Below are 26,489 nucleotides of genomic sequence, written 5' to 3' on the forward strand. Positions count from 1 at the left end.
ACGGGGACGGGACCATGAACACGAGGAGAGACACTATGCAACCCCGCGCGGCCGGCATCGAGGCCATCAACTTCTACGGCGGCTCGGCCTACCTCGACGTACAGACCCTGGCCGAGTACCGGGGGTTGGACAACGAGCGGTTCGCCAACCTGCTCATGCACGAGAAGTCGGTGGCCCTGCCCTTCGAGGACCCGGTCTCCTTCGCGGTCAACGCCGCCAAGCCGATCGTGGACGCGCTCAGCCAGGAGGAGCGGGACCGCATCGAGGTCCTGATCACCTGCACCGAGTCCGGCATCGACTTCGGCAAGTCGCTCAGCACCTACGTGCACGACTACCTGGGCCTGAACCGCGGCTGCCGGCTGTTCGAGGTGAAGAACGCCTGCTACGCGGGGACCGCCGGCTTCCAGAACGCCGTCAACTTCGTCCTCTCCCAGGTCTCCCCGGGGGCCAAGGGCCTGGTGGTGACCACCGACATCTCCCGCTTCAAGGCCACCGAGGGCGGCGAGGCGCTCCAGGAGGACTGGTCGTTCGCCGAGCCCAGCGGCGGCGCCGGGGCGATGGCCATCCTGGTCAGCGACACCCCGCACGTCTTCAGCGTGGACGTCGGCGCCAACGGCTACTACGGGTACGAGGTGATGGACACCTGCCGGCCCGTGCCGGACAGCGAGGCCGGCAACGCCGACCTGTCGCTCATGTCCTACCTGGACTGCTGCGAGGCGGCCTACCGCGCGTACGCCGACAAGGTCGAGGACGTCGACTACGCCGCCACCTTCGACTACCTCTCCTTCCACACCCCCTTCGGCGGCATGGTCAAGGGCGCGCACCGCACGATGATGCGCCGCATGTGCAAGGCGAAGAACCCCGCCATCGAGGCCGACTTCGAACGCCGCGTACTGCCCGGCCTCTCTTACTGCCAGCGGGTGGGCAACGTCTTCGGCGGCACCGTCTTCCTCAACCTGCTCGGCACCATCGCCCACGGCGACTTCAGCACACCCAAGCGGGTGGGCATCTTCTCCTACGGCTCCGGCTGCTGCTCCGAGTTCTACAGCGGTGTCGTCACCCAGGACAGTCAGGAGCGGGTGCGGGCGATGGGCACCGGAAAGGTGCTCGACGACCGGTACGAGCTGAGCATCGAGCAGTACCTGCGGCTGACCAAGGAGAACGAGGTCATCGAGTTCGGCACCCGCAACGTGGAGCTGCGACTCGACCTGATCCCCGAGGTCCTTGACACCGTCTCGGGCACGGGCCGCCTGTTCCTCAAGCGCGTCAACGAGTTCCACCGGGAGTACGAGTGGGTGTGACCGATGTCGTCACCGTGACCGAACCCCGCCCCGGGGTCGCCCAGATCACGATGGCCGACCAGGAGAACAAGAACACCTTCACCGGCGACCTGCTCGCCGGCCTCGGGCGGGCGTTCACGCGGGTACAGGCCGACGAACGGTACAAGGCGGTCATCCTCACCGGCTACGGCAGCTTCTTCTGCTCGGGCGGCACCCGCGAGGTCCTCCTCGACATCCACGCGGGGGAGTCCACCTTCCAGGCCAAGGACGAGGGGACGCCCAACGCGTACTCGCTGCCGCTGGAATGCCCGATCCCGGTCATCTCCGCCATGCAGGGCCACGCCATCGGCGGCGGCCTGTCCATGGGCCTGTTCGCGGACTTCGTGATCTTGTCGAGGGAGAGCATCTACACCGCGAACTTCATGAAGTACGGTTTCACTCCCGGCTTCGGGTCGACCCGCGTCTTCCCCGCGAAGCTGGGCCTGGCCCTGGCCCAGGAGTTCCTGCTCACCGGCCGCACCTTCCGGGGCGCGGAGTTGGCCGAGCGGGGCGTGCCCTACCCGGTGCGGCCCCGCAAGGACGTCCTCGCGGCGGCTCTGGAACTGGCCGAGAGCCTGGCCGAGAAGCCGCGGCGCTCCCTGGTCCTGCTCAAGGAGCACCTCGTACGGGAGTTGCGCGAGCAGCTCCCCGCGGTGATCGAGCAGGAACTGGCGATGCACGAGGTCACCTTCCACCAGCCCGAGGTCAAGGAACTCCTCCTGAGCCGCTACGGCGCCTAGCCACACCCGGTGGCACGCCAACCCGCCGCGCCAGCGGCACGTCAGCCCAGCCGCGCCAGCGGCACGCGATACGAACAGTGCGAGAGAGAGAAGAGAGCATGTCCCAGGAAGAGATCTTCAAGGCCCTGATGTCCGTCTTCTCGGAGATCGTCCCGGAGGTTGACGTGAGCGCGGCCACCCCGCAGGACAGCCTGCGCGACCTGGGCGCCAACTCGATCGACCGGGCCGACATCATCACCGAGACCATGGAGGCGGCCGGGGTCTCGCTGCCGATGGTGAGGTTCGCCGACGCGCAGAGCATCGGCGACATCGTCCGCATCATCGACGAGGCCCGCTCGTGACCACCACCCCGGACACCCACCCGAGCGGCCCACTCGGCGGGAAGGTGGCCGTCGTCACCGGCGGCTCCCGTGGCCTCGGGCGCGCCACGGTCCTGCGGCTGGCCAGGGGCGGCGCGACGGTCGCCATCGTCTACGCCAACGACGAGACGAGCGCGAAGCAGACCCTGCGGGACGCCGAGGCCCTGGGCGCCACCGCCCGGATCTACCGCTGCGACGTGGCCGACTCCGAACAGGTCACCCAGACCGTGAAGGCCATCACGGGCGACCTGGGCCCGGTCGACATCCTGGTCAACAACGCCGGCATCATCCGGGACGGCCTCGCCGTGTCCATCAAGGACGAGGACTTCGACGCGGTCATCAACACCAGCCTCAAGGGCGCGTTCTACTTCATCAAGAGCTGCTACTTCGGCTTCATCCGCCGGCGCAGCGGCTCGATCATCAACATATCCTCGGTCGCCGGCGTCTTCGGCAGCGCGGGCCAGGCCAACTACGCCTCGGCCAAGGCGGGTCTGATCGGCCTGACGAAGACGATCGCCAAGGAGCTCGGCGAGCGCAACGTGCGCTGCAACGCCGTCGCGCCCGGCCTGATCAGCACCGACATGACCGAGCACCTCCAGGACGACAACCAGCGCCTTGGACCCGTGCCCATGGGCCGCTTCGGCCGCCCGGAGGAGGTCGCCAACCTGGTCGCCTTCCTCGCCAGCGACGAGAGTTCCTACATCACCGGCCAGGTCGTGTGCGTCGACGGCGGCATGGCGATGTGACCGCGCCCCCGTGACGGGCGAACCAGCCCGTCACGGGGCCACGCGTGTCACCCGCCCGCTCAGTCGTGCGGGACGACCGCGACCGGGCAGCGGGCGTGGTGCAGCGCCGCATGCGCCACCGACCCGATGCGCGAACCGATGGGGGAGCGCCGCACCCGCCGCCCGACCACCAGCAACTGGGCGCGCGCGGTCTGCGCGAGCAGCACCTGCCCGCCGCTGCCGATCTCCACGTGCTCGGCCACCGGCACCTCGGGGAACTCCTTACGCCAGGGCGCCAGCGCCTCGGCGAGCTGCTCCCTCTCGTACGGCTCAAGGCCGCCGGCCTCGTCCGCGAGCCGCATGGAGCCGGGGGTGTACGCGTAGATGGGCGGCAGGCTCCAGGCCCGTACGGCGCGCACCGGCACCCCGCGCGCGGCGGCTGCCTCGAACGCGAAGCGCAGCACCGCGTCACTGTCCTCGGCCGAGCCCTGCTGGCCCACGACGACCTCGCCGGCCGCGGCTTCCCGGGCCGCCGTCGTCTGCGCCGGCGCGTCCGCCGACCCCTCCTTCGCGTCCTCGGGGGCGCGGACCGAGACGACCGGCCGGCTGGCGCGGGCGAGCACCTGTTGGGCGTGCGAGCCGAGCAGGAAGCCGAGCAGCGCGCCGTGCCCGCGCGAGCCGAGCACCAGCATCCGCGCCTCCTCGTTCGCCCGCACCAGGGCCGGCACGGGCTCGGCGTCCAGCACCTCGGCGACGATCGACAGGTCACGGTGGCGGGCGGCCAACCGCTGCTCGGTCTCGCGCACCAGCTCCCGCGCCCACTTGGCCTGCGCGTCGCCGCTGTTGGGCACGGGCGTCGACAGCGGCTCCCAGTGCCAGGCGTGCACCACGCGCAGCGGCAGCCCACGGCGCACCGCCTCGCCGGCCGCCCAGTCGACGGCTGCCTGGCTCTCGGGCGAGCCGTCCACTCCCACGGTGATCGGACGAGTCATGGTCGGCCTCCATAGCGTTCGGTGAACGAGGGCGGGGAAGAGCCCTCTCGATCATCAGCATCGCAAACGCCGGTGCCCGCAGGTCAGGGCCGTTAGTCCCGCTGGCCGCAGGGGGTGTGATAAGGCCCCTGCCACCGCCAGCACCACCGCCACCGTTCTCAGTCCAGCAGGGCGAGGGCCGCCGCCAGCAGGTCCTGGTTGTGCTCGGTGACGTCACGCCGGGTCAGGTCGTGCAGCGCGTCCGCCTGCACGCCCAGGTCCTCAAGCGGCACGTCCACGTTGCCCCGGGCCCGCGTGGCGCGGCGCAGCGCGACGCGGAACCCGGCGCCGCGCGGCAGGTCGCCGAGGAGTTCGGGCAGCCAGACCCGCAGCAACTCGTGCGTCCACACGTTGGCTCCGCCGGCCCCGGTGCGGCGCGCCGTCCCCAGGACCGGCCCGAGGGCGTTGTCCTGGAAGCCGGCGGCGAAGATGTCGGCGGCCGAGTACGACAGCGCGTCGGTGATGAGCACCTTCGGGCCGGCGTAGCGCGGCAACCCGGTGGTGAGCGCCTGCGGGTCGGTCAGCGGAAACCCCTGCGAGTACATCTCGCCCGTCTCCACGGCCGCCCGGATCGAACTGGTCCAGGTACGGAAGTCGGCGTGGGCCCGGGCGAGCGTGAGCGCGCCGCGCGTGGTCGACAGCGAGAAGCTCACCGGCGCGACCGGCCGCTCGCTCAGCACCTGCAACGCGGACTCCGCGGCCGGGACGTGCCCGCCGGGGTTGCCGCGCACGTCCACGATCAGCCCCGCCGCCGGCGCGCGCGCCGCGATCTGCGCCACCTGCTCGGCGAACGAGCGCGCGCCCGGCACGTTGAACGAGAACAGCCGCAGGTACCCGTACGAGCGACCGCCCAGCCGCAGCGTGCGGTGGGCCAACACGCCGCGTGGCGAGCGCGGCGGTGAGCGCCGCGCCTGGGCCGGGGCGAACAGGCCGCGCTTGACCTGGCGCGCGGTCTCGCTCCCCACGTCGATGCCCAGGCTCGTGCCGAGCGTGGGCACCGGGTCCTGGGCCCGCCCGGCGTAACGCTCGGCGGCGCACACGCGCCACGGGACGCGCGTCTCGCGGCGGCGCCCGCCGCGCGTGCGGTAGGCGAGCAGCACCTCCAGCTCGTCCGGCGGGGGAGCGGTACGCAGCGGGCGCAGCGTCAGCGACTCGAGACCACGGGCCAGCCGCGCGTCGAGGTGGGAGCCGGCCTGGGCGGCGGCGTTGCGCTCGACGGCCCGCTCGATCGGGACGCCGTTCCAGGACTCCAGCTCGGCGCCGACGTCGAAACCCGCGTGCACCAGCGAACGGTCGATCTTGGAGACGATGTGGTGCGCCGCCCCCTCCGCGTCCGTGTAGCGCTCGACGAGGAAGCCCAGCGTCGCCACGTGGCCGCGGTAGGGCGCCGGGAGCTGGTAGACGGTGTGCAGGTCGCGCAGCGCCCGGAAGACGTCGGCCAACTCGGCGTGGAACTGCAACTCGCTGAGCGGCGCGAGGCGCCGCTCCAGCAGGCGCAGCCGCTGCACCGGATCGGTGGCGTGCATGGCCCGCTTGAGCGGCAGGTGTACGTACAGCTCGTCGAGCAACACGCGCGCCGCGGAGACCAGTTGGTAGCGTCCCGCGAGCGGCAGCGGGTCGGCCTCCACCCGCCGCAGGAACTCCGCGAGGCCCACCGAGTCCGGCAGCGCCCGGGTCGGTTGGCCGACCGCCCGGCTCACGGGTAGCGCTCCGCGAGGTGTCGCAGCTCGGGCACGCCGGCGCGGGCCACGGCGGCGAGGAAGGCGGCGTCGTGGGTCAGCGTGTCCAGCGGCGGGATGACGAGGCCCGAGGGCACCTCGCCGGCGGCGGCGAACGCCCCCACGTCGCCCTCGGGCATGTCGCCGAAGAGGACCAGCGGCGCGTCCGGGTCGTCCAGCGGCCCACCCCAGGAGGCCAGCGCGTCCTGTGCGGCGCGCCAGGCCGCCACCGGGTCGGCGCGCACCCGTTCCAGGGCGCGCCGCACGCCGGGCCAGTCCAACTGGGCGTCGGCTCTGTCCGGCTGCCGCACCGCGACCCGGCGCCGCAGGCCGGCGACCGTGATCGGGTCGGTGTGCGTGGCCCCGGCGGCGGTCATCAGCGCCGGCGTGCCGTAGAACGGCCGGCCGCGCACCAGCACCAGCCGCACGTGGCGCTCGGTCGCGTCGATCAGGTTGCGGTACGGGTCCGCGTCCGGGGCGTGGCGCGCGAGGACGAGCAGGTCGGCGGCGCTGCCCCGGGCCAGCCGCCCCACCTGCGGCCCCCAGGCCGTGGCCAGCGCGTCGCCGGGGTTGGCGGTGACCATGTCGCACAGCTCCCGGTCGCTGAACCGCCCGCCGAGCCGGTGCTGGTTGACGGCGTCGGCGACCTTGAGCTCACCCAGTACGTGCTTGGTCCCCGACGGCGCCCAGTCGGAGCCGAGCGCGATGCGCAACCCCTTCCGGTCGGCCGCGACCACATCCGTGCTCTCGTGGTAGAGCCAGTAGTTGGAGAACGGCGACCACACGAGGGTCGCCCGCTCGGCCGGGTTGATCGCCCGCACCGCGTCCTGCCACCGCGCGAAGTCCGCGCCGGTGAGCGCGGTGCCGTGGACGCCGATCAGCCCGGGCCGCCAGCACGGCTCCAACTCCTCGAACTCCCGCCGCACGATCGAGCCGGCCCGGCCCTCCGCGACGTGGTAGATGAGCAGCCGCGTCCCGTCCAGCTTCGGCGCCCGCACCTCGCGCAACTCCTCCGCGTCGAGTTGCAGCGCCGCCGTCATCACCATGTCGCGGCCCGCCGGCAGCCGCTCGTTGTCGATGATCCGCAGCAGCCAGCCGTCCACGGGCCGCGTCGCCACCGGCGCACCCTGGATCGAGGTGGTCCCGCCGATCAGCGCCTTGACCTCGACGTACTTGATCAACGCCTCGGGCGCGGCCTGCGCGAGCACCTTCGCGGGCCAGGTGACCGTCGTGGAGTAGTCCGGCGGCCTGTCCTCGTCGACCCAGCGGTCGTGGTGCGGGTAGGGCACGCCGGCCGCCTCCCACAGCGGCAGCGTGTTGTACGTCAGGTGGTTGTGCAGGTCGATGAGGCCGGGCAGGATCAGCGCGCCGGTGTCGACGCGCGGCGCCGAGGCGAACCCCGCGGGCGCGTCCTGTGCGGCGGAGCGCACCGCGGCCAGGCGGCCGTCGTCGCCGACGTACACGACGCCGGGGTCCAGGACCCGGTGGTCCTCGTCGAAGGTGACGACCGTGCCGGTGAGGACGAGCGCCATCAGCGTGGCGCCTTCCAGACCAGGGTGTGCTCGTCGTCCGGCCGCGGGCGGCTGACGGCGTTGTGCGCGTCACCCGGCAGGGCGCGGACCCAGGCGTCGTCGCCGAGGAAGGCGGGCGCGCCGAACGGCAGGTCGCGGCGGGGGATGGCCGCGTAGTCGGACTCGGCGAACACCGTGCCGTAGGTGGGTCCCGTGTTGTCCCCGTCGTCGTCCGGCGTGACGATCGCGCGCAGCCGCGCGACGGCCGCGCGCCAGGACTCCAGCACCTCGTCCGCCTCGGGGTTGGACGGGTGCAGCGCGTCCACGAGCGGGACGTCGGGCCGCGGCGTCCACAGGCGCACCGCCTCCCGGGCCATGAACCCCAACACCAGGATGGCCTGGAGCGCGTCGCCCGTCGCCTGGTCGTAGACCGCGTTGCGCCACTCCCGCTGCTCCGCGTCGTCCAGCCGGTCCCGCATCGCGAGCGCCCGGCTGGGGTGGACGGCGTACGCCCACGCGTTGAGGCAGACGTAGGAACGGGTCAGGCCGAGCTTGCCGAGGAAGCCCTGCACGCGCTGGCCGGCGTCGCCGACCAGGCTGCGGCCGGCGATCCGCTCGGTGGGCCCCGGGTCCGAGGCCACGACGAGCACCCGGGCCGAGCCGTCCAGCCGGCCGCGGTAGAAGACCGGCCCCCAGTCGGCCCAGAACGCCGACGCGTCCGGCGGCCCGGGCACCTGGGCGAACAACCCGGCGAGCCGGGCCGTGGGCCCGCGGTCGAACTCCACCATCGCTCAGCGCCGCCGCGCTACTCGGGCCGTGCGCGCTTGCCACTCCACGGAAGACCTCCACGCTCTCGTGCCGGCCAGCCACGGCTGCCCGCCCCGGGCCCGTCTCCCACGTGGCGGGGCTACCCGACCAGGGGGGGGCCGGCGATGCGTCGGCCGCTCCGGCGTCCGAGTCCATGGATCACTCCGCGGCCCGCCGCCTAAACCGCCCCACCGCCAACTGGACCAGGCACGCGTACCACCCCCGGCCCGCCCGGCGCCCACCGGTACCACCGGGCCGGCAGCACGCGGGCGGGGCCCGGGACGAACTATCCGTCCCGGGCCCCGCCCTGGCACGACCCCGCGTCAGCGCTCACCCACCACGGCCCGCGCCGGGCCCGGTGAGCGGGGTCAACGTCAGCGGTTCTCCGGCAGGTCCGCCTCGGCCCCGAGCGGCGCCGCGGGACCGCGCTTCGCCGCCGACGCGGGCTGCTTGCCGCAGAACGCCGCCTCCAGGCTGCCGCCGAGCGCCGTGTTGGCCGAGCCCCGGTTGGAGGTGTTCGCCATCGCCGAGAGCGTGCGCTTGCCGTCCCGGGTGGTGAACGCGTGCGTGTAGAAGCCCTGCACGGTGCCGGTGTGGCCGTAGACCGAGGTGCCGCACGACAGGTCGTAGCGGCGCAGCCCGAGCCCGTAGAAGCGGGTCCCCGACGCGTCGGCCGGCACCACGGTGAGCATGGCGTTCAGCGTCTCGCTCGGCAGCAGCTTGCCGCGCAGCAGGGCGGACATGAACGTGTTCAGGTCGGCCTCGCTGGAGATCATCGCCCCCGCGGCCTGGGCCCAGGACACGGTCTGCTCGGTCGAGTCGACCAGCGGCGCGCCGTCCTCGTCCGGGTGCAGGTAGCCGCGCACGTGCTGGCCCTTGATGGCCGTGGCGGGGTGCACGTACGAGGTGTCCCTGAGCTTCAGCGGCTTGATGACGCGCCGCTCGTACTCCTTGGCCACCGGGTTCTTCGTCACCTTCTCGATGACCATCCCGACCAGCACGAAGTTGGTGTTCGAGTAGCGGTACGCGCCGCCCGGCTCGGTCGTCCTGGGCTCGCGCAGCGAGCGGTCGACCAGCTCCTTGTTGGTGAAGACCCGGTTGCGCACGGCCTCGAAGCCGGGGACGGTCTTGGCGAACATCGCGTTCGTGTAGTCCGACAGACCGCTGCGGTGGGTGAGGAGGTGACGGATCGTGATGCGGTCGTCGGGCAGCACGCCGGGCAGGTAGCTGGTCACCGGGGCGTCCAGCTTGACCTTGCCCTCGGCCACCAGTTGCAGCAGCACGACGGAGGAGAACGTCTTGGTGACGCTGCCGATGCGGAAGCGGGCGCGCGGGTCCATGGGCGCGCCCGTCTTGCGGTCCCGCACCCCCTCGGTGAGCGTCTGGGTCCCGTTCGGGCCGGTGTAGCGGGTCATGGCGCCGGGGGCTCCGGCCTTGAGGGTGTTGCGCAGGGCCTGGGTGATGGCCTTGCTGTTAGCGTCCGCCAGCGGGGGCGCGGCGGCCTTGTTCGCCGGGGCGGGCGGGGCTGACGGGGCGTAGGCGACGGCGGTCGCCGGTACGGCGCTCACCATGACGGCGAGTACGGCGGCACCGAGCGTGAGGCGTCGGTCGATGGTCAGGCGCACGATTCTCCTCAACAGGATCAGGACGGGAGACAGTTCGCGAACCCTGTGCTCCCGGGCGCTGAGCCTACTCAAGATCGACGAGCGGCGCGGTGTCTGACGCCGGCCAACGCCCGACCGGAGGCCGCCGCCAGGGCGCCGGTCGGGCGCGGGTTCGGGCACCGGTGGGCAGGCGTACGCCGTGGTACGTCGCGGCGGGCCGGCCACGGGGGCCACCCGACCAACCCCGCCCGGCGAGAGGGCCGCACGGGTGGTCGGGCCGGGCCCCGCGCTGCCCCGACCGAGCCGCCGAGCCGCCGGGCCGTCAGGCCCCGACGTACGCCGCCAGGTGCTCGCCGGTGAGGGTGGACCGGCTGGCCACCAGGTCGGCGGGTGTGCCGGCGAACACGATCCGGCCGCCGTCGTGGCCGGCCCCCGGGCCGAGGTCGATGATCCAGTCGGCGTGCGCCATCACCGCCTGGTGGTGCTCGACGACGATGACCGACTTGCCGGCGTCCACGAGCCGGTCGAGCAGCCCGAGGAGCTGCTGGACGTCGGCGAGGTGCAGACCGGTGGTCGGCTCGTCGAGGACGTACACGCCGCCCTTCTCGCCCATGTGGGTGGCCAGCTTGAGCCGCTGCTGCTCACCCCCGGACAGGGTGGTCAGCGGCTGGCCCAGGGTGAGGTAACCGAGCCCGATGTCGACCAGCCGACCGAGGACGCGCTGCGCGGCGGTGAGGTTCGCCCTGCCCGCGGCGTCCGCCGAGACACGTGACCCGTCGCCCAGGAACTCCTGCGCCTCGGCCACCGACATCGCCAGCACCTCGCTGATGTCGCGACCGCCGAGCTGGTGGTCGAGCACCGACCTCTCGAACCGCCTGCCCTCGCACTCCTCGCAGACGGTGGCGACACCAGCCATCATCGCCAGGTCGGTGTAGACGACGCCGGCCCCGTTGCAGCCGGGGCAGGCGCCGGCGGAGTTGGCGCTGAAGAGGGCCGGTTGTACGCCGTTGGCCTTCGCGAACGCCTTGCGGATCGGGTCGAGCAGACCGGTGTACGTCGCCGGGTTGCTCCGCCGCGAGCCACGGATCGGGGCCTGGTCGATCGCCACCACACCCGCGTGGGCCGGGATCGACCCGTGCACGAGCGAACTCTTGCCGGACCCGGCCACGCCGGTGACCACGGTGAGCACACCCAGCGGGATGTCGACGTCGACATCGCGCAGGTTGTGCGTGCGCGCGCCGCGGACCGGAAGCGTGCCGGTGGGCTCGCGCACCGTCTCCTTGAGGCGGGCCCGGTCGTCGAGGTGGCGACCGGTGCGGGTGTCGCTCGCCCGCAACTCATCGAAGGTGCCCTCGAAACAGACGGTGCCGCCCGCCGCGCCCGCGCCCGGCCCGAGGTCCACGACGCGGTCGGCGACCTGGATCACCTCCGGCTTGTGCTCCACGACGAGCACCGTGTTGCCCTTGTCCCGCAGCCGCAGCAGCAACGCGTTCATCCGCTGGATGTCGTGCGGGTGGAGGCCGATGGTGGGCTCGTCGAAGACGTAGGTCACGTCCGTGAGCGAGGAGCCGAGGTGGCGGACCATCTTGACGCGCTGCGCCTCGCCGCCCGACAGCGTGCCCGCCGACCGGTCGAGCGAGAGGTAGCCGAGGCCGATCTCCACGAACGAGTCGAGGGTGTGGCGCAGCGAGGCCAGCAGCGGCGCCACCGACGGCTCGTCCAGGCCACGCACCCAGTCGGCCAGGTCGTCGATCTGCAGGGCGCACGCGTCGGCGATGCTGGTGCCGTCGATCCGGGACGACCTGGCCGCCTCGCTGAGCCGGGTGCCGTCGCACTCGGGGCAGGTGGCGAAGGTGACGGCCCGGTCCACGAACGCCCGGATGTGCGGCTGCATCGCTTCCCGGTCCTTGGCGAGGAGCGACTTCCGCAGCCGGGGGACCAGCCCCTCGTACGTCATGTTGATGCCCTCGATCTTCATCCTGACCGGCTCGTGGTGGAGAAGGTCGTGCCGTTCCTTCTTCGTGTACCGGCGGATCGGCTTGTCCGGGTCGAAGAAGCCCGACGAGAGGTAGAGCCGGTAGCCCCAGCCGCCCGCCTTGTAGCCGGGGATGGTGAGCGCCCCATCGGCGAGCGACCTGGAGTCGTCGTAGAGCTGGCTGACGTCGATGTCGGAGACCGCGCCGCGCCCCTCGCAGCGCGTGCACATGCCCCCGGTACGGGTGAAGGTCCGCTTGACGGTGGTGCTCTTCTCGGCGCCACGGTCCACCGTGAACGCGCCGCTGGCCCGTACCGACGCGACGTTGAAGGAGAACGCCTGCGGCGAGCCGACGTGCGGCGTGCCGAGCCGGCTGAAGAGGATGCGCAACATGGCGTGGGCGTCGGTGACGGTGCCGACGGTGGAGCGCGGATCGGCGCCCATCGGCCGCTGGTCGACGATGATCGCGGTGGTCAGCCCGTCGAGGACGTCCACGTCGGGCCGGCCCATCGCGGGCATGAACCCCTGCACGAAACTGCTGTACGTCTCGTTGATCATCCGCTGCGACTCCGCCGCGATGGTGGCGAACACCAACGAACTCTTCCCCGAGCCGGAGACGCCGGTGAACACCGTCAGCCGGCGCTTCGGGATCTCCACGCTGACGTTCTTGAGGTTGTTCTCGCGGGCGCCCCGCACGCGGATCAGGCCGTGGCCGTCGGCAACGTGCGGCGCCGGCGACTGCGCGGGCCTCCGTCGGGTCGTGCTCATCGTCTCTCGTCTCTCCACGTGTCGTTCGGGCCCGCCCGCGCGGCGCCCGCCACCCATCGGCGTACGCCCCCCCCGTCACGCCCCCGGTCGCCGTGCGGCCCACCCGCCCGGCCCCGGTCCGCCCGGCCCGTCCGGCCCCCGGCGGGAGTCGGCCGGGCGGGCGGGCCGGGCTCGGGCTGTCGTGGTGGCTCAGGCGGCCAGTTGCTGGATGCGGATCAGGTTGCCCGCGGGGTCGCGGAAGGCGCAGTCCCGTACCCCGTACGGCTGGTCGGTCGGCTCCTGGACCACCTCGGCGTCGCTGGCCTGGAGCCGCTCGAAGGTGGCGTCGAGGTCGGCGGTGGCGAGGTGGACGGCGGCGAAGGTGCCCTTGGCCATCATCTCCACGATGGTGTCGCGCTCACTGTCCGTGATGCCGCAGCCGGGCGGCGCCGGCGGCTGGAGCACGATGGAGGTGTCGGGCTGGCCCGCCGGGCCGACCGTGATCCAGCGCATGTCGTTGTACCCGACGTCGTTGCGCACCTCGAAGCCGAGGATGTCGCGGTAGAAGGTCAGGGACGCCTCCGCGTCGTGGTGCGGGAGGAAGCTGTGGTGAATGGTGAGGTTGTCCATGTCGATCACGCTAGCCCTGGCACTAGGCCGACGCTTCTCGATTCCTGACCGGTCTGGTCACCTGTTTCGCCACGCACGGCGACATGCCCACCGTCGCGTCGGCCGCCGCTCGCCGGTAGGCGCTGGGGGGCATGCCCACCAACTCGGTGAAGCGCGTGCTGAAGGTGCCCAGCGAGGCGCAGCCCACCGCGAAACAGACCTCGGTGACGCTGAGGTCGCCGCGTCGCAGCAGCGTCATCGCCCGCTCGATGCGCCGCGTCATCAGATAGGCGTACGGTGACTCACCGTAGGCGAGGCGGAACTGGCGGCTGAGGTGCCCGGCCGACATGTTCGCCCCGCGAGCGAGCGCGTCCACGTCCAGCGGCTGCGCGTACTCCCGGTCGATCCGGTCGCGTACGCGACGCAGCCGGGCGAGGTCGCGCAGGTGTTGCGCGGTGGCGGGCTTACTGGTCACGGCTTCGATCGTGCCACACGGGCGGGGCGGGCGACCGGGGCGAACGCGCGCGGCCCCCGCACGCGACACCGAGCACCCCGGGTGGTCCTACGGGCGGGGAACGGGCCCGTGCCGCTGGCCGGCGGGCGCCTTTTCGCGCCGTCCTCATGACGATCTTGCGCCACTCTTTTCGGCCGGCCCTCATGCCGCCTTCGGCCCGCCGGACCCTTTGCGGAAGCGGGACGCGGCGGCCTCGCGCGGGCCGCGCCCCGCGCCTGTCCTGTCCGAAAACGGCTCGCTCCCGCGCGCCGCGTGTCCTGATTGCCACCAGGGGTTTTTGCCATTGCTTGACACTGACTTGGCGGCGACTTTACCATCTGACGACGCGACATTCCGCGTGATCACCACCCCATATGTCACCCCTCGGAGGTTCATGATGGAGAAGTTGATCAAGGCGATGACCCAGGACGACGTCTGGCAGAGCTGGGTCGCCGCGAACTCGGCCGGTGCCGCCGCGAAGGACGGGTGCATCAGCGCGGCCCCGAAGGCGGGTTGTATCAGCGCGGCGCCCAAGACCGGCTGCATATCCTGACTGGCCGCTGACTGACTCATCGGAGTGGGCCGGGGCCGCGGACGCGCGGGCGCCCGGCCCCCTTCCGGCTCCGCTCCGGCCCGGGGCCGCCCCGGAAATCTCCGTTTCGCCTAGCGCACAGAGGGTGCACATGCGTGGTCAGCCGACGGCCGAAGTCGTCGACCAGATCAAGGACATACCGATCTACCGCACGTCGATCGAGCGGGGGTACTTCCCCGTCCTCGAAAAGCCCGAGATCGCGCGGGGCTTCCCGGACAACTGGATGACGCCGCGCCTCGCCGCCGCGCTGAAGACGGGCGAGGCCGAGTACGTGCTGTCCACGGGCACCAACCACGCCCGCATGCAGATCATCCGCCCCCCGTACTTCCTGCTCAACTCCTACTACCAACTGTGGAGCGAGCACCCGGACATCGCCTCCACCTGGGAAGACGGCTGCCAACGGGTCTCGCTCACCACGGTGTTGGCGACCGAGCACGTCGCGCGCGTCAACGCGAGGAAGCGCGGCACGCGGCCGGAGGCGGTTCCCGAGCTGGAGCAGCGGCGCCTCGACGCCCGCACCGTCTACCTCAACCTGCGGCTCGACCCGGCGTTGTGGGAGCGCGACGAGGTCGAGCGCATGCTGAACGAGATCCGCTCGGCCCGAGCGACCCACCCGCGCGGCTGGTACCACCTCGACTGCTCCAGCTACCACCTGGCCCACCTCGTCCTCAAGGCCAGGCAGTGGGGCCTGTGGGAGGACTTCCCGCAGCCCGCGAGCATCATCCACGCGTACGAGTACACCCCGGCGAACGTCCGGCGCTTCCTGCACGAGAACTTCGACTGCCCGGTCATCGACCTGTTCGGCAGCACCGAGCTGGGCTACCTCTACTACAGCGACCGCCACGGCCGGTACCACCCCCACCTCGACCAGATGAGTGTCGAACTCCTCCCGGTGGTGCCGGGCAGCGAGCTCTACAGCCTCATCGTGTCGAGCGTCCGCAACCCCCACATGCCGCTGATCCGGTACCGCTCGGGGGACTGCGTCCGCACGCTCGACGGGACCCCCGACCCGCACCGGATCGCGCGCTTCTGCGGACGGGAGAAGGAACTCCTCACCCCAGGCGCGGCAGCCGCCGCCGCGTCCGGTCCCATCGCCCAGGGCGACCTGAGCGACCGCGTGAGCGCCGCCGCCAGCGTCTTCGTCCACCAACTGCTGGTCACGGACGACAAGGAGGCCCACCTGCGGTACACGACCTTCGACGGCGAGGCCCTGCCGCCCGCCGAGGCCGACACCCTGGCGGAGTCCGTCAGCGACCTGACCGGGCGCCGGTGCCAGGTCGAGCACCGCGCGCACCTGCCCATCGGGAAGTCCGGCAAGTACGCCTGGCTCGCCACCCACCACTGACCGCCGACCCGGCCCCGACCCTGCGCAGGGGAGAACCATGACCACACCGTCGTACGTCACCACCGGCGACCTCAGGGCCCTGCTCGGCGAGGAACTGCACGCCGAGGTGGTGGCACACTTCACCGACAAGACCGACGCCGCGCCGGACTTCGTCGAACGCCAGGTCACCGAGTGCCTGCGGTACCTGTACCTCGTCTCGCGCCATCGCGAGCAGCTCAGCGGGCTGTTCCTCCCCGTCGAGCAGGACATCGACGAGATCTGGCACTACCTGATCCTCCAAACCCGCGAGTACCGCGCGCTGTGCGAGGAGCGGCTGCCGGGGCGCTTCTTCATCGAGCACCGCAGCATCGCCTACGAGAGCTACCAGCAGGCTCCCGGCCGCGAGCAGGCGATGGAAGAGGCTCTGCGCTGGATACCGCTGTACTGCCGGGAGTTCGGCCCGTTCGACGAGGGCGCGCTGCCACACTGGACCATCGTCCGCTTCCTCCACCAGCGGATGGGCATGTCACTGGCGGACATAGCGGCCCTCGAACCCCTGGCACCGGCGTAACGCCGCTCTCGCGTCGGCGGCGCGCGCCTCGGGCGGCCGGGGCGCGGGCGCGAGCCTGGGCGGGCTGTCGGGCAGGTGGGTTCTCACAGCGGGGGAGCGACGAAGCACCCGCGGTCGGGTTCGTTGAGCGACTCCTTCGCCACCTGCTCGTCCCAGGGGTTCGAGGTGCCCCACTGGTCGGTCACCTCCGCCCGCGAGGCGTCGTAGACGTGAGGGTGCCAGGTGTCCTCGTCCACCTCCTCCATGGCGGTGGTGTACTCCAGGGTGTTGCCGTGCGGGTCGAGGAAGTACGTGAAGGCGTTGTCGCCGGCCAGGTGCCGGCCGGGCCCCCAGAGCTTGGGGGCGCCCGCCCGGATGGCACGGCCGGAGGCTCGCAAGTACTCGTCCACCCCCCGGAGTTCGAAGGAGACGTGGTGCAACGAGGTGTGCGGGCCCCCGGAGAACGCCACGGAGTGGTGCTGGGGGTTGATCCGCAGGAAGTGCATGAGGTCACCGTCGCGCGGTGAGCGCACGGTGTCGGTGAGCCGGAAGCCGAGGTACCGCTCGTACCACGCACGGGTACGAGCGATGTCGGGAGCGTTGAACACCACATGGGACAGGCGCACCGGCACGGGCTCCCGGGCCTCGATCCGCCGGTGCCGGCGCGGCGCGACCTCCGCGGAGACCTCCACGGTGCGACCGTCCACGTCGAAGAAGCGGAACCCGTAGCCGCCGCCCGGGGTGGACAGCGCGCCGGGCTCGCTGATGAGCACCACGCCGTCACCCGCCAGCCGCCCGGCCAGGGCGTCGACGTCCACCCGCGTGGCGACCCCGAAGGCCACCAGGTCCAGCCGCTTCTCCTCGGCCCTGCGCAGCCTGACCACGTACTGCTCCGGCGACCCCTCGGCCGCCAGGAAGGCCACGCCGCTGTCGTCGGCGGTACGGGTCAGTCCCCACACGTCGGTGTAGAACGCGAGTTGCCTGTCGTGGTCGGGCACGGCCAGGTCGACGTGGCGGAGATGGGTGAGTTGGGCCGAGACCAATCTGTCCCCCCGATGACGGACGCGGCCAGCCTCGCCGACGTGTGTCAAGGCGGGCGGCGGAGCACCGCCCGCACTACGAGTACCACCGCCGGCCGCGATGCGGTGAGGACACAACGGGCCAATCTGGCTCTGGGCCGCTGGGCCGCTGGGCCGCTGGGCCGCTGGGCCGTCCGGTCGGTGTGCGGGTTCGTGCCACGGTGTCAGTTCAGGAACCAGCCAGTCAGCCTCCCACCGTTGCGCGCCGCCGCCGGCCCGACGGCCTAGGCTGCCACCCGGCACCGCCACCGGCACCCACACCGGTACCGGCCTCGATCCAGGAGCACGCACCCATGTTCGACCCCGCTCACCAGAACCCGTACCCCGACGCCCTGCGACCGGACGCCGCCCCCGCACCGCACGCGCAACTCACCCCGCTGCTCGGCTTCCTGGGCACCTGGGTCGGCCGGGGGCACGGTAGCTACCCGACGATCGCCGAGGAGTTCGCGTACGCGCAGGAAGTCACCTTCAGCCATGACGGACGGCCCTTCCTCCGGTACGAGGCGCGCGCCTGGCTGCTCGACGCGGAGGGTGCCCCGCTGCGACCGTCGGCGCGCGAGAGCGGTTGGTGGCGGCTCCAGCCCGACGGGCGCGTCGAGGCGCTGATCACCCAGCCCACCGGCATCGCGGAGATCCTGGTCGGCCACGCCGGCGCCGGCACGGCCGACCTCAGCACCCACGAGGTGGCCATCACTCCCACCGCCAAGGAGGTCACCGCCACCCGCCGCCGCTACACGCTGAGCGACGAGGGGACCCTCGACTTCGCCCACGACCTCGCGGCGGTCGGCCAGCTGCTCCAGTACCACCTGTCGGCGCGACTGCGACGCGAGGGTGGGAGCTAGGCCAGGGCCGCCGGCTGCCTGCCGCGCGGGGCGCGGCTTCGCCGTGAGCGACGGAGCCGTACGAGGTGTCAGGACATCTCCAGAACGGGTGTGGGCAGATGGACACACGCAGGAGGGCCAGGGCCCTCGAACTCGCCTCGCCGGAGGCGGTAGTGCACGGCAGATACGCCGACGCCGCCGTCTGGTGCCACCTTCCCGGCCCCATACGGCTGGCAGGGGCTTCCCCGAGCGCCTACCGGCCCCGCGTACGGTCCGCGAGCTTGCCCACCCTCACGCGCTGACGGGTGAACTACCCTGCCGATCACGATGTCGCTGGGCCTCGCCGAGGGCGGCGACCCACACAACCCGCGGCGCGTGGCCAAGCCTGTCACCTGGCGGGCCGACGACGACGTGGTGCTGGAGGCCCGCGTCTCGGATGGCGAGTGGACGTACACGCCCAGGGCCCCATGGCTCGACCACCGACTGGGCTACGTGATGGCGCTGCCACGACGCCGGAAGGCGTGACCTCGCCCGGTGGTGGGCCCCCGGCCCTGGCCAGTCAGCCCGGGTGGCCAGGCCCGAGGTACGGGTTGAGCTGACGCCGCACCGCCTGGCCCCCCGGCCGCGCCGCACCGCCTGAACCGGCCGCGCCGCGTCAGCCTCCCTCCTCGCCCTCCGCGCGATGCGTCTCGCTCAACTCCTCGTACAGCGCGGTCCCCGGCCTCGCCACCCGTACCTCGGAGTCCGACCAGGTGGTGTCGTGGAACTCGCGGAAGAAGAGGTTGGCGATGCTGTCGTTGATCTCCACGATGGCGACCTGCAAGGCCGGTACCCGGAAGGGTTTCTCGCGCGGCCACGGCTCCGCGTCCGCGCGGTCCACGTGCAGGTCGATGCCGAGCAACGGAAGCCGCTCGGAGGCGAGGGTTTCGGCGTCGGCGAGGTAGAGGTGGTCGTACCGGAGGTCGTGGCCGGTGTCCGGGGCCGCGGCGAGCACGGTCGCGGGCAGCAGGTCGCGGTACTGCTCCTGGTCGACCGGGACGACGTACGAGACGGCCCAGTCGTAGTCGGCGGCGTCCTGCGACTCCTCGCCGTAGGTGACCGGCGTCTCCAGGGCTCGTAGCAGGCGGGCCCAGCCGGCGGGATTCGAGAAGTCGGTGCGCAGGACCGGGACCGCGTCCACGCGGGGCAGGTGTATCGGCTGTTGGCTGTGATCCATGCCGCGGACCCTACGGCCGGCGGGCGGCGCCACCGGCACGTCCTGGCCAGTTCGTCGGCGTCAGGCGGGGCAGGGTGGGATGTCGCGCGCGGGCAGCAGGCTGTGCACGGTGCCGAGCCGGGGGCGCGCCGCGTCGGCGAGTTCGTCGACGATGACGCCGCACCCCACCCAGGTGGCGCCGCACTCCTCGACCAACTCCCGGACGGCGCGTGCCTGGCTGCCGGTCTCCAGCCAGTCGTCCACCAGCAGGACGCGGTCGGCCGCGCCCAGCGAGGACCGTTGGAGCCGCAGCCGGTGGCGCAATCCCCGATAGTCGGGCTCGCTCTCGCGGACGACCTTGTCCCCGGGGAAGAGACCACCGTCCTTCCGGATGGCGACGAAGCCGACCCCGAGTTCCACGGCCACGGCCCCACCCAGCAGGAACCCGCGGGACTCGACCCCGCACACCGCCGTGAGCCGCTCGCCCCGGAAGGGGTCGGCCAGCTCGGTCACGACGGCCGCCAGCGTCCGCGCGTCGCGGAAGATGGGCCAGACATCCGCGTGGCCGTCGATCCACCGCAAGGACGTAAGGGTGAGATCACGCGCAGTGAGGGACATGCCCGGGAGTCTGCTCGCGCCCGAGCCGACGAGCAAGCCAATTTCCCGCGTCGCGGACGCCGAGAGGCGGTGCCGCCCGCCGCCCGGCCCGGCCGGACTGTCCGTGGCGTGTGGCCCCTGAGCCGCGCGTTCGCGCCGGCTCCCGGACGTACGGACCGCCCGCTGCCCCGTGGTGACACCCGACCGCACACGCGGTGGCATCCGGCGCCGCTGAGCAAGCCCCGGTCACCCTGGCGGCGGGTACGGCCGGCGGGTGGGGGACCATGTGCACCGGGCACGTGCCGCGCGGCGCGCCCGCGCCCGGCGCCGCGAGCGGGTCGTCCGTTCCGGCGCAGTGACGACCGTCACGTTGTTCGTTCGTACTTGGTGTCAACCAGACGCCCCACGGCGGGCGTATGCCCGGTGAAGCGAGAGACCCGGGAGTGGCTGTTGACCGTCGAGGAGTTCGAGGAGTTCTACGCCCAGACGGTCGCGCGTCTCACGGGGCAGTTGTACGTGATGCTGGGCGATCTGCACGAGGCGGAGGACGTGGTGCAGGAAGCATTCGTCAAGGGGTGGGGCCGGCGGCGGCAGCTCGACTGCGCGGGGCAGCCCGAGGCGTGGATACGTACCGTCGCCTGGCGGCTGGCGGTGAGCCGCTGGCGCGTCCGGCGGCGTTCGGCCGCTGCCTGGCGGCACCGTAGCGCGCCACCGCCCCACGCCGAGGGGCCGAGCCCCGAGCAGATCGTGCTGGTCGACGCCCTGCGCGAGCTGCCGGCCCAGCAGCGGCGGAGCATGACGCTGCACTACCTGTGCGACCTCACCGTCGAGCAGGTCGCCCGGGAGACGGGCGTGTCCGCCAGCACCGTAAAGACCCACCTGGCCCGCGGTCGGGCCGCTCTCGCGCACCACCTACAGGACCCGCGTATCAAGGAGGCCCCCGGTGCCTGAGCCAGACGACTCGTTGCGGACCCTCTTCCAGCAGGCAGCCGCCGCCGGGCAGGCCCGAGCGCGCACGGCGCCGGTCGCCCAGGTGCGCGCGCGAGGCCGGCGCGCGCACCGGCTGCGCGTCGCCGCCCTGGCGGTCGGCGCATGCCTGGTCCTCGGCTGCGGGACCGCCGCCACGGCGGCGTGGCTGCCGGGCGAGTCCGCGCCGGCCGCGCCGGCCACCCGACCACCCTCACCCGCCACGACGCCGTCACCCACGACCACGTCACCGCCGACCCACCCGCCGGCGACCCGTGAGGCGACACACCCCCCGGGCGGCTCGGCGAACCCCCACACGCGAGGCGGCGCGCGCACCACCGCGCCACCCCCGGGGGCACCGTCGGGCGAGAGCACGGCGGACAGCTCCGACGGCCCGCCCCCACCCGACGGAACCGGACGCACCGCCGCCTCCGCGACCCTTCCGCCAAGCCACCCGCCGACGCACGATGCGGGCGACACGGCGCACTGAGCCACCCCGCCCGCCCCGTAACCCAGCCCCCGCTTCCGTGGCCGCGCGCCACCGGGAGTCGCCCGCACGCCCTCCCCACCCCAGAGAGCCCCGCATGCCGCCTTCGCCGACCCGGTCGCCCGACGCCGAACCCGCGCCCGAGCCCTCCGACACGTCTGTCACGCCCGCCACGGACCCGCCTTCCGAGCCCGCCGAACAGTCCGCCTCCCGACCCGCCTCGGGGCGCGCGAGCGGCCCGCACCGCTGGCCGATGGTCTGGTGGCAGCGGCTGGGCGCCGCCGACCGCGAGGTGTTGTGGCTGTACCTGCTGACGCGAATAGGCGTGTGGACCACCGCCTACTGCGCCCGGTGGGCGTTCCCGTCCGACGCCCGCTCCCATGACGCCGGCCCCGTACTCGCCCCGTTCCAGCGGTGGGACTGGGGTTTCTTCCTCAAGGTGGCCCGCGACGGCTACTTCCCCGCGGAGCCGGCCGGCGAGGCGGGTGCCGGAGACAACCGGGAGGCGTTCTTCCCCGGCCTGCCGCTCCTGCTGCGCGCCGTGCACTCGGTGGTGCCGAGTTGGGGCGCGTCCGGGTTGCTGATCTCCTTCGGCGCCGGCGCCGTCGCCGTCGTGGCGCTGGCCCGCATAGCCCGGACACACCTGTCGCACGCGGACGCGGGACGTCGTACGGCCTTGTTCCTGCTGCTCTCGCCCTGCGCGATCTTCCTGGCCGTCGGCTACAGCGAAGCCCTCTTCCTCGCCTTCGCGCTGCCCGCGTGGCTCGCCGCCCAACGGAACCGCTGGGCCCTGGCCGCCGTCCTGACCGCCCTGGCCACCACCGTGCGGATCACGGGACTCTTCCTCGCCGCCGCCATCGTCGTGCAGTTCTTCCTGACGGCCCGCGCCCGCGCGAGCTGGCGCTCACTGCCGTGGCTGGCGCTGCCCGTGCTGCCCGTCGCCCTCTACACCTGGTACCTGCACGCGCGGACCGGCGACTGGATGGCATGGCAGCACGCCCAGGAACGCGGCTGGCGCCGCGACTTCCACACCCCCTGGGACGCCTGGGCCCACACCTGGCAGGCCGCCTTCACCCCCGCCCACTCCACCACCGGCTACAGCCTGATGTTCCAGGCCGAGCTGGTCGCCATGGTGGTCGGGGTGCTCCTCCTCGGGTTGCTGGTGCTGCGCCGGCACTGGGCCGAGGCCACGTACGTGGCGCTCAACCTGTGGGCCCTCGGTACGTCCTACTGGTACATGTCCATCCCGCGCGCCACCCTCCTGTGGTGGCCGCTGTGGGTGGCCCTGGCGGCGTGGAGCATACGCGTGCCCCGGTTCAAGACCGCGTACGTCTGCCTCGTCGCCCCCGTGACGACCATCGTCGCCCTCACCTTCCTCACCGGCCGATGGGCCGGCTGAACAGCCCGGGCCACCGGGCTGAACACCCCGGGCCGCCTAAGCCGGCGGTCGACACCCGCGCACCGGAGCGCCCGGGACGGGGGCCGGGCCGCGGCGGCGTACGATCACTCGGTCCCGGCCTGGCAAGGAGCGACCCTCAAGGTGACCGCCGTCATTCCACCGTCCCGTACCGCCCCCGAGCTGCTGCGGGTGCGGCGACTCGCCCGTGACGAGGACGGCGAGCGGCTGACCAGCCTGCTGTGGCGGGCCGGCCCGGGCTGGCGGATGATCAGCAGTTCCGTGCTCGGCGGCGGCATCGGGGAACGGGCCTGGGTCCTCAACGCCCAGGTCTCCCACGGCTACCGCCGCACCGACCCCGAGCGGCACCTCGCCGACCTGGCCCGCGCCGCCGGCGCCGACGGCCCCGGGGTCGGGCTCATGACGGCCGCCGACGTCCGGGCGTACGGCCGCGCCCACGACGGCGGCGTGGCGGCGATCGCCACCACGGGCCTGGGCGTGCGCGGGTGGGCGGCATCGCCGGCACCTGGCACACCCACGCCCGCGCGCCCCGGCACGATCAACATCGTGGTGGCCGTGCCGGCGGCGCTGACCGACGCGGCCCTGGTCAACGCGGTGGCGACCGCGACCGAGGCCAAGGTGCAGGCGCTCATCGACGCCGGCTACGACTGCTCCGGCACCCCCACCGACGCCGTGTGCGTCGCCGCGCGCTCCCCACGCCCCGACATGGAGTGCCACGCCTTCGCCGGCCCGCGCTCCCTGTGGGGCGCGCGTCTGGCGCGCGCGGTCCACCACGCCGTCCGCTCCGCCGCCCGACCCGCGACCTGAGCACACCCCCGGGACCGGCACCCGGCTCGGGCGTCGGGGATCACCGCGCCGCGATCGACGTGGTCCACTCGTCGACGGTGACGACGTCCGCCCACTGCGGGAACAGCCGCTCGACCAGCGCCCGGTGCAACTCCGGATCGAGGTCGAGGCAGCCGTCGGACAGGACCGTGAGGCCGAAGTCCAGGTCGTTGGCCTGGCACAGGGTGGACAGCACCACGGCGCTGGTGGCGATGCCGGTGAGCACGAGCCGGTCGATGCCGCGGGCTCTGAGTACGACATCGAGATCGCTGCCCGATAACGCGCTCGCCCGCCTCTTGGTGATGACCACCTCGCCCGGCCGGGGCGCGACCGCCGGATGGATCTCGGTGCCCGGGGCGCCTTCGACGTAGAGGCCGGCCTCGGCGATGGCGGTCAACGCCCTGTTGCGCGTGCCGACTTCGGGGAAGCCCGGGCGGAACGCGATGACCACGTAGATCACGGGTATCTCCGCCGCCCGCGCCGCGTCGATCGCCCTGCGCACCCGTGGCAGGTACCCGGAGCCGTCGTCGGCGATGTTCACGATGGCCTGTTGGACGTCCATCACGAGAAGGGCGCTGCTCATGTCGTCTCCAGGAACGAAGTCGGTTCGGCGTCGCGACGGGCGGCCCCCGACACCCCCGAATCGCGCGCGACCCCTGGTGCCCGGCGAGCGCCGCCCCCGTCGGGCAGGCCGCGACCGGCGGGCACCTGGCCGGCAGTCCGTGCGACGCGGGGTGACCGACGCTGCCCGACACAACCTGGCGGTGAGCCTAGCCAACCGGGTCCGCGGCCCCACGACCCCCGGTGTCGGCAACGGGGCCTCGCCCCTACGCTGCTGGCAATGGTGCGCGAACCCGTGGAACTGGTGATCTTCGACTGTGACGGCGTGTTGGTGGACAGCGAGCGCATATGCGTCAAGGTAGACGCGGTGATCATGGCTGATCTGGGGTGCGCGTTCACCGAGGCCGAGATCATCGAGCGCTTCGTGGGCTCGTCCACCGAGGTCTACACCGCCGCCGTGGAGGAACGCCTCGGACGACGCCTGGAAAAGGACTGGCAGCAGCGGTACGAGCACCTGTACCAGGCCGCCTTCGAGGCCGAACTGACCGCCGTCGACGGCATCGCCGAGGCACTGCACCGGCTCACCCACGCCACCTGCGTGGCGTCCAACGGTGACCACGCCGGCATCAGGCGGAGCCTGGAACTCGCCGACCTGGCCGGCCACTTCGAGGAACGCGTCTTCAGCGCCGCCGACGTCCCCCGGGGCAAGCCCGCCCCCGACCTCTTCCTGCACGCCGCCCACACCATGGGCGTCAACCCCCGACATTGCGTGGTGGTCGAGGACAGCGCGTACGGCGTCCAGGCCGCTCGCGCCGCCGGCATGCGGGCCTTCGGCTACTGCGGCGGCCTGACGCCGGCCGCGCGGTTGGAGGGGCCGGCCACCGTCGTCTTCGACGACATGCGCGAACTGCCCCAACTGCTGGCGGCGGCTGCCCCGCCGCCCGCCTGAGCCCGTACGAAGCGGTCGGCGACGGACAGGAACCCGGCCGGCCACCTCCGGGAACGGCGTCGCGACCGGCCAGGGGAGCGGGAGTCGGCCAGACGCGGCGCCGCCGGATGTCACCCCGGCGGGGCCGCGCGCGCGGTGCGCACACCCCACGCACGTTGTCACCGGCGTGGCGGGGCGTCAGGCGTAGATCTCGGCGTACAGGCCCTGGATCTCCTCGGCGGTGGGCACGGCGGGGTTGTTGCCTGGGGAACCGGAGGCGAGGGCCTGCTCGGCCATGAGCGGGGTCAGGCCGGTCCAGGTCTCCCGGTCGATGCCGTAGCCCTGGGGGGTGGGCACGTCCAGGTCGTGGCAGAGCGTACGCAGGGCGTCGACGAGCTTGTCGGCGGCCCGCACGTCGCCGTCGGCGTCGCTCGCGACGCCGAGCGCGCGGGCGCAGTCGGCGTACCGGCCCGGCGCCGAGGGCACCGAGAAGGCGGTCACCGCGGGGAAGAGCATGGCGTTCGACAGGCCGTGGGCGACGTGGAAGTGCGCGCCGATCGGGCGGCTCATGCCGTGGACGAGCGCCACGCTGGAGTTGGAGAAGGCGATGCCGGCCTGGGTGGCGGCGAGCATCATGGCCTCGCGGGCCTCGGCGTCGGTGCCGTCCGCGTAGACGCGCCGCAGATGGCGGCCGATGGTCGTGATGGCGGTGAGCGCGAGGCCGTCCGAGAAGGGGTTGGCCTTGCGGCTCACGTACGCCTCGACCGCGTGGGTGAGCGCGTCGATGCCGGTGTCCGCGGTCAGCCGGGGCGGCATCGACATGGTCAGCTCCACGTCGACGATGGCGGCCAGCGGCAGGAACGCCGGGCCCATGCAGAGCATCTTCTCGTCGTTGGCGCTGTCGGTGATGATGGTGAACTGGGTCGCCTCCGACCCGCTGCCGGCCGTGGTGGGCACGGCGATCACGGGCAGGGCGGGGCCGTGGTTGACGCGCGGGGCCTTGTAGTCGCGCATCGAACCACCCTGGACGCCGAGCAGGGCCAGCGCCTTGGCGGTGTCCATCGGGCTGCCACCGCCGAACCCGACCACCACGTCCGCCTCGTGCTCGTGCAGCGCCTTCAACCCCGGGGCCAGGGAGTCGGTCGTCGGATCGGGCACCGTGCCGGAGAAGACGCACGGGTGCAGGCCAGCGGCTCGCAGCGGTGCCGCCAGCCGCTCGGCCGCGCCCGTCCCGGTCAGGAACCCGTCCGTCACGACGAGCGGGCGACTCAGTCCGAGTCCGGTGATGACGTCGCCCAACTCACCGGCGGCACCGCGGCCGACGCGCAGGACCCGCGGCAGGGACAGGCTTGCGATCATGAAGAACCTCTCGACGGATGAGGCGGGAGAGCTCAGCGCTCCGTGGCTGTTCGACTCTGCCGCCCGCACCCCGCGAGTTCAACAGTGCGGGCGACGGGCGCGACGTGGAGGGTCACGGGGACGGCGGCGATCTCCCGTACGCGGCCCCCC

General features: G+C 72.7%; 27 protein-coding genes. 14 read left to right on the plus strand and 13 right to left on the minus strand.

Annotated elements, in window-relative coordinates:
• Nucleotides 1-35: 35 nt before the first annotated feature.
• The 4 genes from H7H31_RS30865 to fabG all read left to right on the plus strand — a co-directional run bounded on the left by H7H31_RS30865 (nucleotide 36) and on the right by fabG (nucleotide 3,164).
• Nucleotides 36-1,301, plus strand: a complete 1,266-nt coding sequence (locus tag H7H31_RS30865; protein WP_187064537.1) for a hydroxymethylglutaryl-CoA synthase family protein — start codon at nucleotides 36-38, stop codon at nucleotides 1,299-1,301.
• Nucleotides 1,298-2,059: a polyketide synthase gene (locus H7H31_RS30870; protein ID WP_176165846.1), complete on the plus strand. Its 762-nt coding sequence runs from the start codon at nucleotides 1,298-1,300 to the stop codon at nucleotides 2,057-2,059. Before H7H31_RS30865 ends, H7H31_RS30870 begins: the two co-directional genes overlap by 4 nt.
• A gap of 98 nt (nucleotides 2,060-2,157) precedes the next feature.
• Nucleotides 2,158-2,400: a phosphopantetheine-binding protein gene (locus H7H31_RS30875; protein WP_187064538.1), complete on the plus strand. Its 243-nt coding sequence runs from the start codon at nucleotides 2,158-2,160 to the stop codon at nucleotides 2,398-2,400.
• Nucleotides 2,397-3,164: a 3-oxoacyl-[acyl-carrier-protein] reductase gene (fabG, locus tag H7H31_RS30880; protein ID WP_187064539.1), complete on the plus strand. Its 768-nt coding sequence runs from the start codon at nucleotides 2,397-2,399 to the stop codon at nucleotides 3,162-3,164. Before H7H31_RS30875 ends, fabG begins: the two co-directional genes overlap by 4 nt.
• Nucleotides 3,165-3,223: 59 nt before the next feature.
• Here fabG and H7H31_RS30885 read toward each other — a convergent pair whose 3' ends face one another.
• The 8 genes from H7H31_RS30885 to H7H31_RS30920 form a co-directional block, all read right to left on the minus strand.
• The gene (locus tag H7H31_RS30885) at nucleotides 3,224-4,135 is read right to left on the minus strand and encodes a universal stress protein (RefSeq protein WP_187064540.1); all 912 of its coding nucleotides are present in this window, start codon (nucleotides 4,133-4,135) and stop codon (nucleotides 3,224-3,226) included.
• Nucleotides 4,136-4,293: 158 nt separating this feature from the next.
• Nucleotides 4,294-5,874 (minus strand): S41 family peptidase, encoded by a 1,581-nt coding sequence (locus H7H31_RS30890; RefSeq protein ID WP_187064541.1) that lies wholly within the window; start codon nucleotides 5,872-5,874, stop codon nucleotides 4,294-4,296.
• A complete protein-coding gene (locus tag H7H31_RS30895; RefSeq protein ID WP_187064542.1) occupies nucleotides 5,871-7,424 on the minus strand; it encodes an amidohydrolase family protein in 1,554 nt (517 codons plus the stop codon). The genes H7H31_RS30890 and H7H31_RS30895 overlap by 4 nt, the downstream gene beginning before the upstream one ends.
• Complete coding sequence (locus tag H7H31_RS30900) at nucleotides 7,424-8,191, minus strand: uracil-DNA glycosylase family protein (protein WP_187064543.1); 768 nt, start codon at nucleotides 8,189-8,191, stop codon at nucleotides 7,424-7,426. The genes H7H31_RS30895 and H7H31_RS30900 overlap by 1 nt, the downstream gene beginning before the upstream one ends.
• 393 nt (nucleotides 8,192-8,584) lie before the next feature.
• Nucleotides 8,585-9,781 carry a serine hydrolase domain-containing protein gene (locus H7H31_RS30905; RefSeq protein WP_187064545.1) on the minus strand — a complete coding sequence of 399 codons (1,197 nt, stop codon included), beginning with the start codon at nucleotides 9,779-9,781 and terminating at the stop codon, nucleotides 8,585-8,587.
• 355 nt (nucleotides 9,782-10,136) lie between these two features.
• Nucleotides 10,137-12,557: an ATP-binding cassette domain-containing protein gene (locus H7H31_RS30910; protein ID WP_187064544.1), complete on the minus strand. Its 2,421-nt coding sequence runs from the start codon at nucleotides 12,555-12,557 to the stop codon at nucleotides 10,137-10,139.
• Nucleotides 12,558-12,746: 189 nt separating this feature from the next.
• Complete coding sequence (locus tag H7H31_RS30915; protein ID WP_187061157.1) at nucleotides 12,747-13,166, minus strand: VOC family protein; 420 nt, start codon at nucleotides 13,164-13,166, stop codon at nucleotides 12,747-12,749.
• Between the two features lie 22 nt (nucleotides 13,167-13,188).
• A complete protein-coding gene (locus H7H31_RS30920) occupies nucleotides 13,189-13,620 on the minus strand; it encodes a helix-turn-helix transcriptional regulator (protein ID WP_187061158.1) in 432 nt (143 codons plus the stop codon).
• Between the two features lie 412 nt (nucleotides 13,621-14,032).
• On the opposite strand from H7H31_RS30920, the gene H7H31_RS30925 reads away from it, so the two are divergent.
• The 3 genes from H7H31_RS30925 (at nucleotide 14,033) to H7H31_RS30935 (ending at nucleotide 16,125) form a co-directional block, all read left to right on the plus strand.
• Nucleotides 14,033-14,191, plus strand: a complete 159-nt coding sequence (locus tag H7H31_RS30925; protein WP_187061168.1) for a hypothetical protein — start codon at nucleotides 14,033-14,035, stop codon at nucleotides 14,189-14,191.
• Nucleotides 14,192-14,321: 130 nt separating this feature from the next.
• Nucleotides 14,322-15,575, plus strand: coding sequence for a phenylacetate--CoA ligase family protein (locus H7H31_RS30930; protein WP_187061159.1), 1,254 nt, complete (start codon nucleotides 14,322-14,324; stop codon nucleotides 15,573-15,575).
• Between the two features lie 37 nt (nucleotides 15,576-15,612).
• On the plus strand, nucleotides 15,613-16,125 hold the full coding sequence (locus H7H31_RS30935; RefSeq protein ID WP_187061160.1) for a glycine-rich domain-containing protein: 513 nt from the start codon (nucleotides 15,613-15,615) through the stop codon (nucleotides 16,123-16,125).
• An 83-nt stretch (nucleotides 16,126-16,208) separates the two neighbouring features.
• Here H7H31_RS30935 and H7H31_RS30940 read toward each other — a convergent pair whose 3' ends face one another.
• Nucleotides 16,209-17,147, minus strand: coding sequence for a VOC family protein (locus H7H31_RS30940; RefSeq protein ID WP_187061161.1), 939 nt, complete (start codon nucleotides 17,145-17,147; stop codon nucleotides 16,209-16,211).
• Nucleotides 17,148-17,476: 329 nt separating this feature from the next.
• On the opposite strand from H7H31_RS30940, the gene H7H31_RS30945 reads away from it, so the two are divergent.
• Nucleotides 17,477-18,025 (plus strand): nitrobindin family protein, encoded by a 549-nt coding sequence (locus tag H7H31_RS30945; RefSeq protein ID WP_187061162.1) that lies wholly within the window; start codon nucleotides 17,477-17,479, stop codon nucleotides 18,023-18,025.
• Between the two features lie 306 nt (nucleotides 18,026-18,331).
• Nucleotides 18,332-18,529, plus strand: coding sequence for a hypothetical protein (locus H7H31_RS30950; protein ID WP_187061163.1), 198 nt, complete (start codon nucleotides 18,332-18,334; stop codon nucleotides 18,527-18,529).
• 130 nt (nucleotides 18,530-18,659) lie between these two features.
• Here H7H31_RS30950 and H7H31_RS30955 read toward each other — a convergent pair whose 3' ends face one another.
• Nucleotides 18,660-19,220: a DUF6924 domain-containing protein gene (locus H7H31_RS30955; RefSeq protein WP_187061164.1), complete on the minus strand. Its 561-nt coding sequence runs from the start codon at nucleotides 19,218-19,220 to the stop codon at nucleotides 18,660-18,662.
• 60 nt (nucleotides 19,221-19,280) lie between these two features.
• On the minus strand, nucleotides 19,281-19,817 hold the full coding sequence (locus H7H31_RS30960; RefSeq protein ID WP_187061165.1) for a phosphoribosyltransferase family protein: 537 nt from the start codon (nucleotides 19,815-19,817) through the stop codon (nucleotides 19,281-19,283).
• A gap of 402 nt (nucleotides 19,818-20,219) precedes the next feature.
• Between H7H31_RS30960 and H7H31_RS30965 the strand changes: the two genes are divergently transcribed.
• The 4 genes from H7H31_RS30965 to H7H31_RS30980 all read left to right on the plus strand — a co-directional run bounded on the left by H7H31_RS30965 (nucleotide 20,220) and on the right by H7H31_RS30980 (nucleotide 23,473).
• Nucleotides 20,220-20,747 (plus strand): SigE family RNA polymerase sigma factor, encoded by a 528-nt coding sequence (locus tag H7H31_RS30965; protein WP_187061166.1) that lies wholly within the window; start codon nucleotides 20,220-20,222, stop codon nucleotides 20,745-20,747.
• A complete protein-coding gene (locus H7H31_RS30970) occupies nucleotides 20,740-21,252 on the plus strand; it encodes a hypothetical protein (RefSeq protein ID WP_187118175.1) in 513 nt (170 codons plus the stop codon). The genes H7H31_RS30965 and H7H31_RS30970 overlap by 8 nt, the downstream gene beginning before the upstream one ends.
• 94 nt (nucleotides 21,253-21,346) lie before the next feature.
• A complete protein-coding gene (locus H7H31_RS30975) occupies nucleotides 21,347-22,648 on the plus strand; it encodes a mannosyltransferase family protein (protein WP_187118176.1) in 1,302 nt (433 codons plus the stop codon).
• A gap of 141 nt (nucleotides 22,649-22,789) precedes the next feature.
• Nucleotides 22,790-23,473 carry an adenosylcobinamide amidohydrolase gene (locus H7H31_RS30980; RefSeq protein ID WP_187060931.1) on the plus strand — a complete coding sequence of 228 codons (684 nt, stop codon included), beginning with the start codon at nucleotides 22,790-22,792 and terminating at the stop codon, nucleotides 23,471-23,473.
• A 40-nt stretch (nucleotides 23,474-23,513) separates the two neighbouring features.
• On the opposite strand, the gene H7H31_RS30985 is transcribed toward H7H31_RS30980, so the two are convergent.
• On the minus strand, nucleotides 23,514-24,074 hold the full coding sequence (locus tag H7H31_RS30985; protein ID WP_187060932.1) for a cysteine hydrolase family protein: 561 nt from the start codon (nucleotides 24,072-24,074) through the stop codon (nucleotides 23,514-23,516).
• Nucleotides 24,075-24,332: 258 nt separating this feature from the next.
• Between H7H31_RS30985 and H7H31_RS30990 the strand changes: the two genes are divergently transcribed.
• Complete coding sequence (locus tag H7H31_RS30990; RefSeq protein ID WP_187060933.1) at nucleotides 24,333-25,001, plus strand: HAD family hydrolase; 669 nt, start codon at nucleotides 24,333-24,335, stop codon at nucleotides 24,999-25,001.
• Between the two features lie 177 nt (nucleotides 25,002-25,178).
• Here H7H31_RS30990 and H7H31_RS30995 read toward each other — a convergent pair whose 3' ends face one another.
• On the minus strand, nucleotides 25,179-26,339 hold the full coding sequence (locus tag H7H31_RS30995; protein ID WP_187060934.1) for an iron-containing alcohol dehydrogenase: 1,161 nt from the start codon (nucleotides 26,337-26,339) through the stop codon (nucleotides 25,179-25,181).
• Between the last annotated feature and the right edge of the window lie 150 nt (nucleotides 26,340-26,489).

It is taken from the genome of Streptomyces buecherae (assembly GCF_014295035.1).
Classification (GTDB): domain Bacteria; phylum Actinomycetota; class Actinomycetes; order Streptomycetales; family Streptomycetaceae; genus Streptomyces; species Streptomyces youssoufiensis.

Excerpts from the sequence above, each read along its gene's own strand:
- H7H31_RS30865 (WP_187064537.1), top strand. The coding sequence starts at position 36 with ATGCAACCCCGCGCGGCCGGCATCGAGGCCATCAACTTCTACGGCGGC.
- H7H31_RS30875 (WP_187064538.1), top strand. The coding sequence starts at position 2,158 with ATGTCCCAGGAAGAGATCTTCAAGGCCCTGATGTCCGTCTTCTCGGAG.
- H7H31_RS30885 (WP_187064540.1), bottom strand. The coding sequence starts at position 4,135 with ATGACTCGTCCGATCACCGTGGGAGTGGACGGCTCGCCCGAGAGCCAG.
- H7H31_RS30895 (WP_187064542.1), bottom strand. The coding sequence starts at position 7,424 with ATGGCGCTCGTCCTCACCGGCACGGTCGTCACCTTCGACGAGGACCAC.
- H7H31_RS30900 (WP_187064543.1), bottom strand. The coding sequence starts at position 8,191 with ATGGTGGAGTTCGACCGCGGGCCCACGGCCCGGCTCGCCGGGTTGTTC.
- H7H31_RS30905 (WP_187064545.1), bottom strand. The coding sequence starts at position 9,781 with ATGGTGAGCGCCGTACCGGCGACCGCCGTCGCCTACGCCCCGTCAGCC.
- H7H31_RS30910 (WP_187064544.1), bottom strand. The coding sequence starts at position 12,557 with ATGAGCACGACCCGACGGAGGCCCGCGCAGTCGCCGGCGCCGCACGTT.
- H7H31_RS30915 (WP_187061157.1), bottom strand. The coding sequence starts at position 13,166 with ATGGACAACCTCACCATTCACCACAGCTTCCTCCCGCACCACGACGCG.
- H7H31_RS30925 (WP_187061168.1), top strand. The coding sequence starts at position 14,033 with ATGATGGAGAAGTTGATCAAGGCGATGACCCAGGACGACGTCTGGCAG.
- H7H31_RS30930 (WP_187061159.1), top strand. The coding sequence starts at position 14,322 with ATGCGTGGTCAGCCGACGGCCGAAGTCGTCGACCAGATCAAGGACATA.
- H7H31_RS30935 (WP_187061160.1), top strand. The coding sequence starts at position 15,613 with ATGACCACACCGTCGTACGTCACCACCGGCGACCTCAGGGCCCTGCTC.
- H7H31_RS30945 (WP_187061162.1), top strand. The coding sequence starts at position 17,477 with ATGTTCGACCCCGCTCACCAGAACCCGTACCCCGACGCCCTGCGACCG.
- H7H31_RS30950 (WP_187061163.1), top strand. The coding sequence starts at position 18,332 with ATGTCGCTGGGCCTCGCCGAGGGCGGCGACCCACACAACCCGCGGCGC.
- H7H31_RS30955 (WP_187061164.1), bottom strand. The coding sequence starts at position 19,220 with ATGGATCACAGCCAACAGCCGATACACCTGCCCCGCGTGGACGCGGTC.
- H7H31_RS30960 (WP_187061165.1), bottom strand. The coding sequence starts at position 19,817 with ATGTCCCTCACTGCGCGTGATCTCACCCTTACGTCCTTGCGGTGGATC.
- H7H31_RS30975 (WP_187118176.1), top strand. The coding sequence starts at position 21,347 with ATGCCGCCTTCGCCGACCCGGTCGCCCGACGCCGAACCCGCGCCCGAG.
- H7H31_RS30985 (WP_187060932.1), bottom strand. The coding sequence starts at position 24,074 with ATGAGCAGCGCCCTTCTCGTGATGGACGTCCAACAGGCCATCGTGAAC.
- H7H31_RS30990 (WP_187060933.1), top strand. The coding sequence starts at position 24,333 with ATGGTGCGCGAACCCGTGGAACTGGTGATCTTCGACTGTGACGGCGTG.
- H7H31_RS30995 (WP_187060934.1), bottom strand. The coding sequence starts at position 26,339 with ATGATCGCAAGCCTGTCCCTGCCGCGGGTCCTGCGCGTCGGCCGCGGT.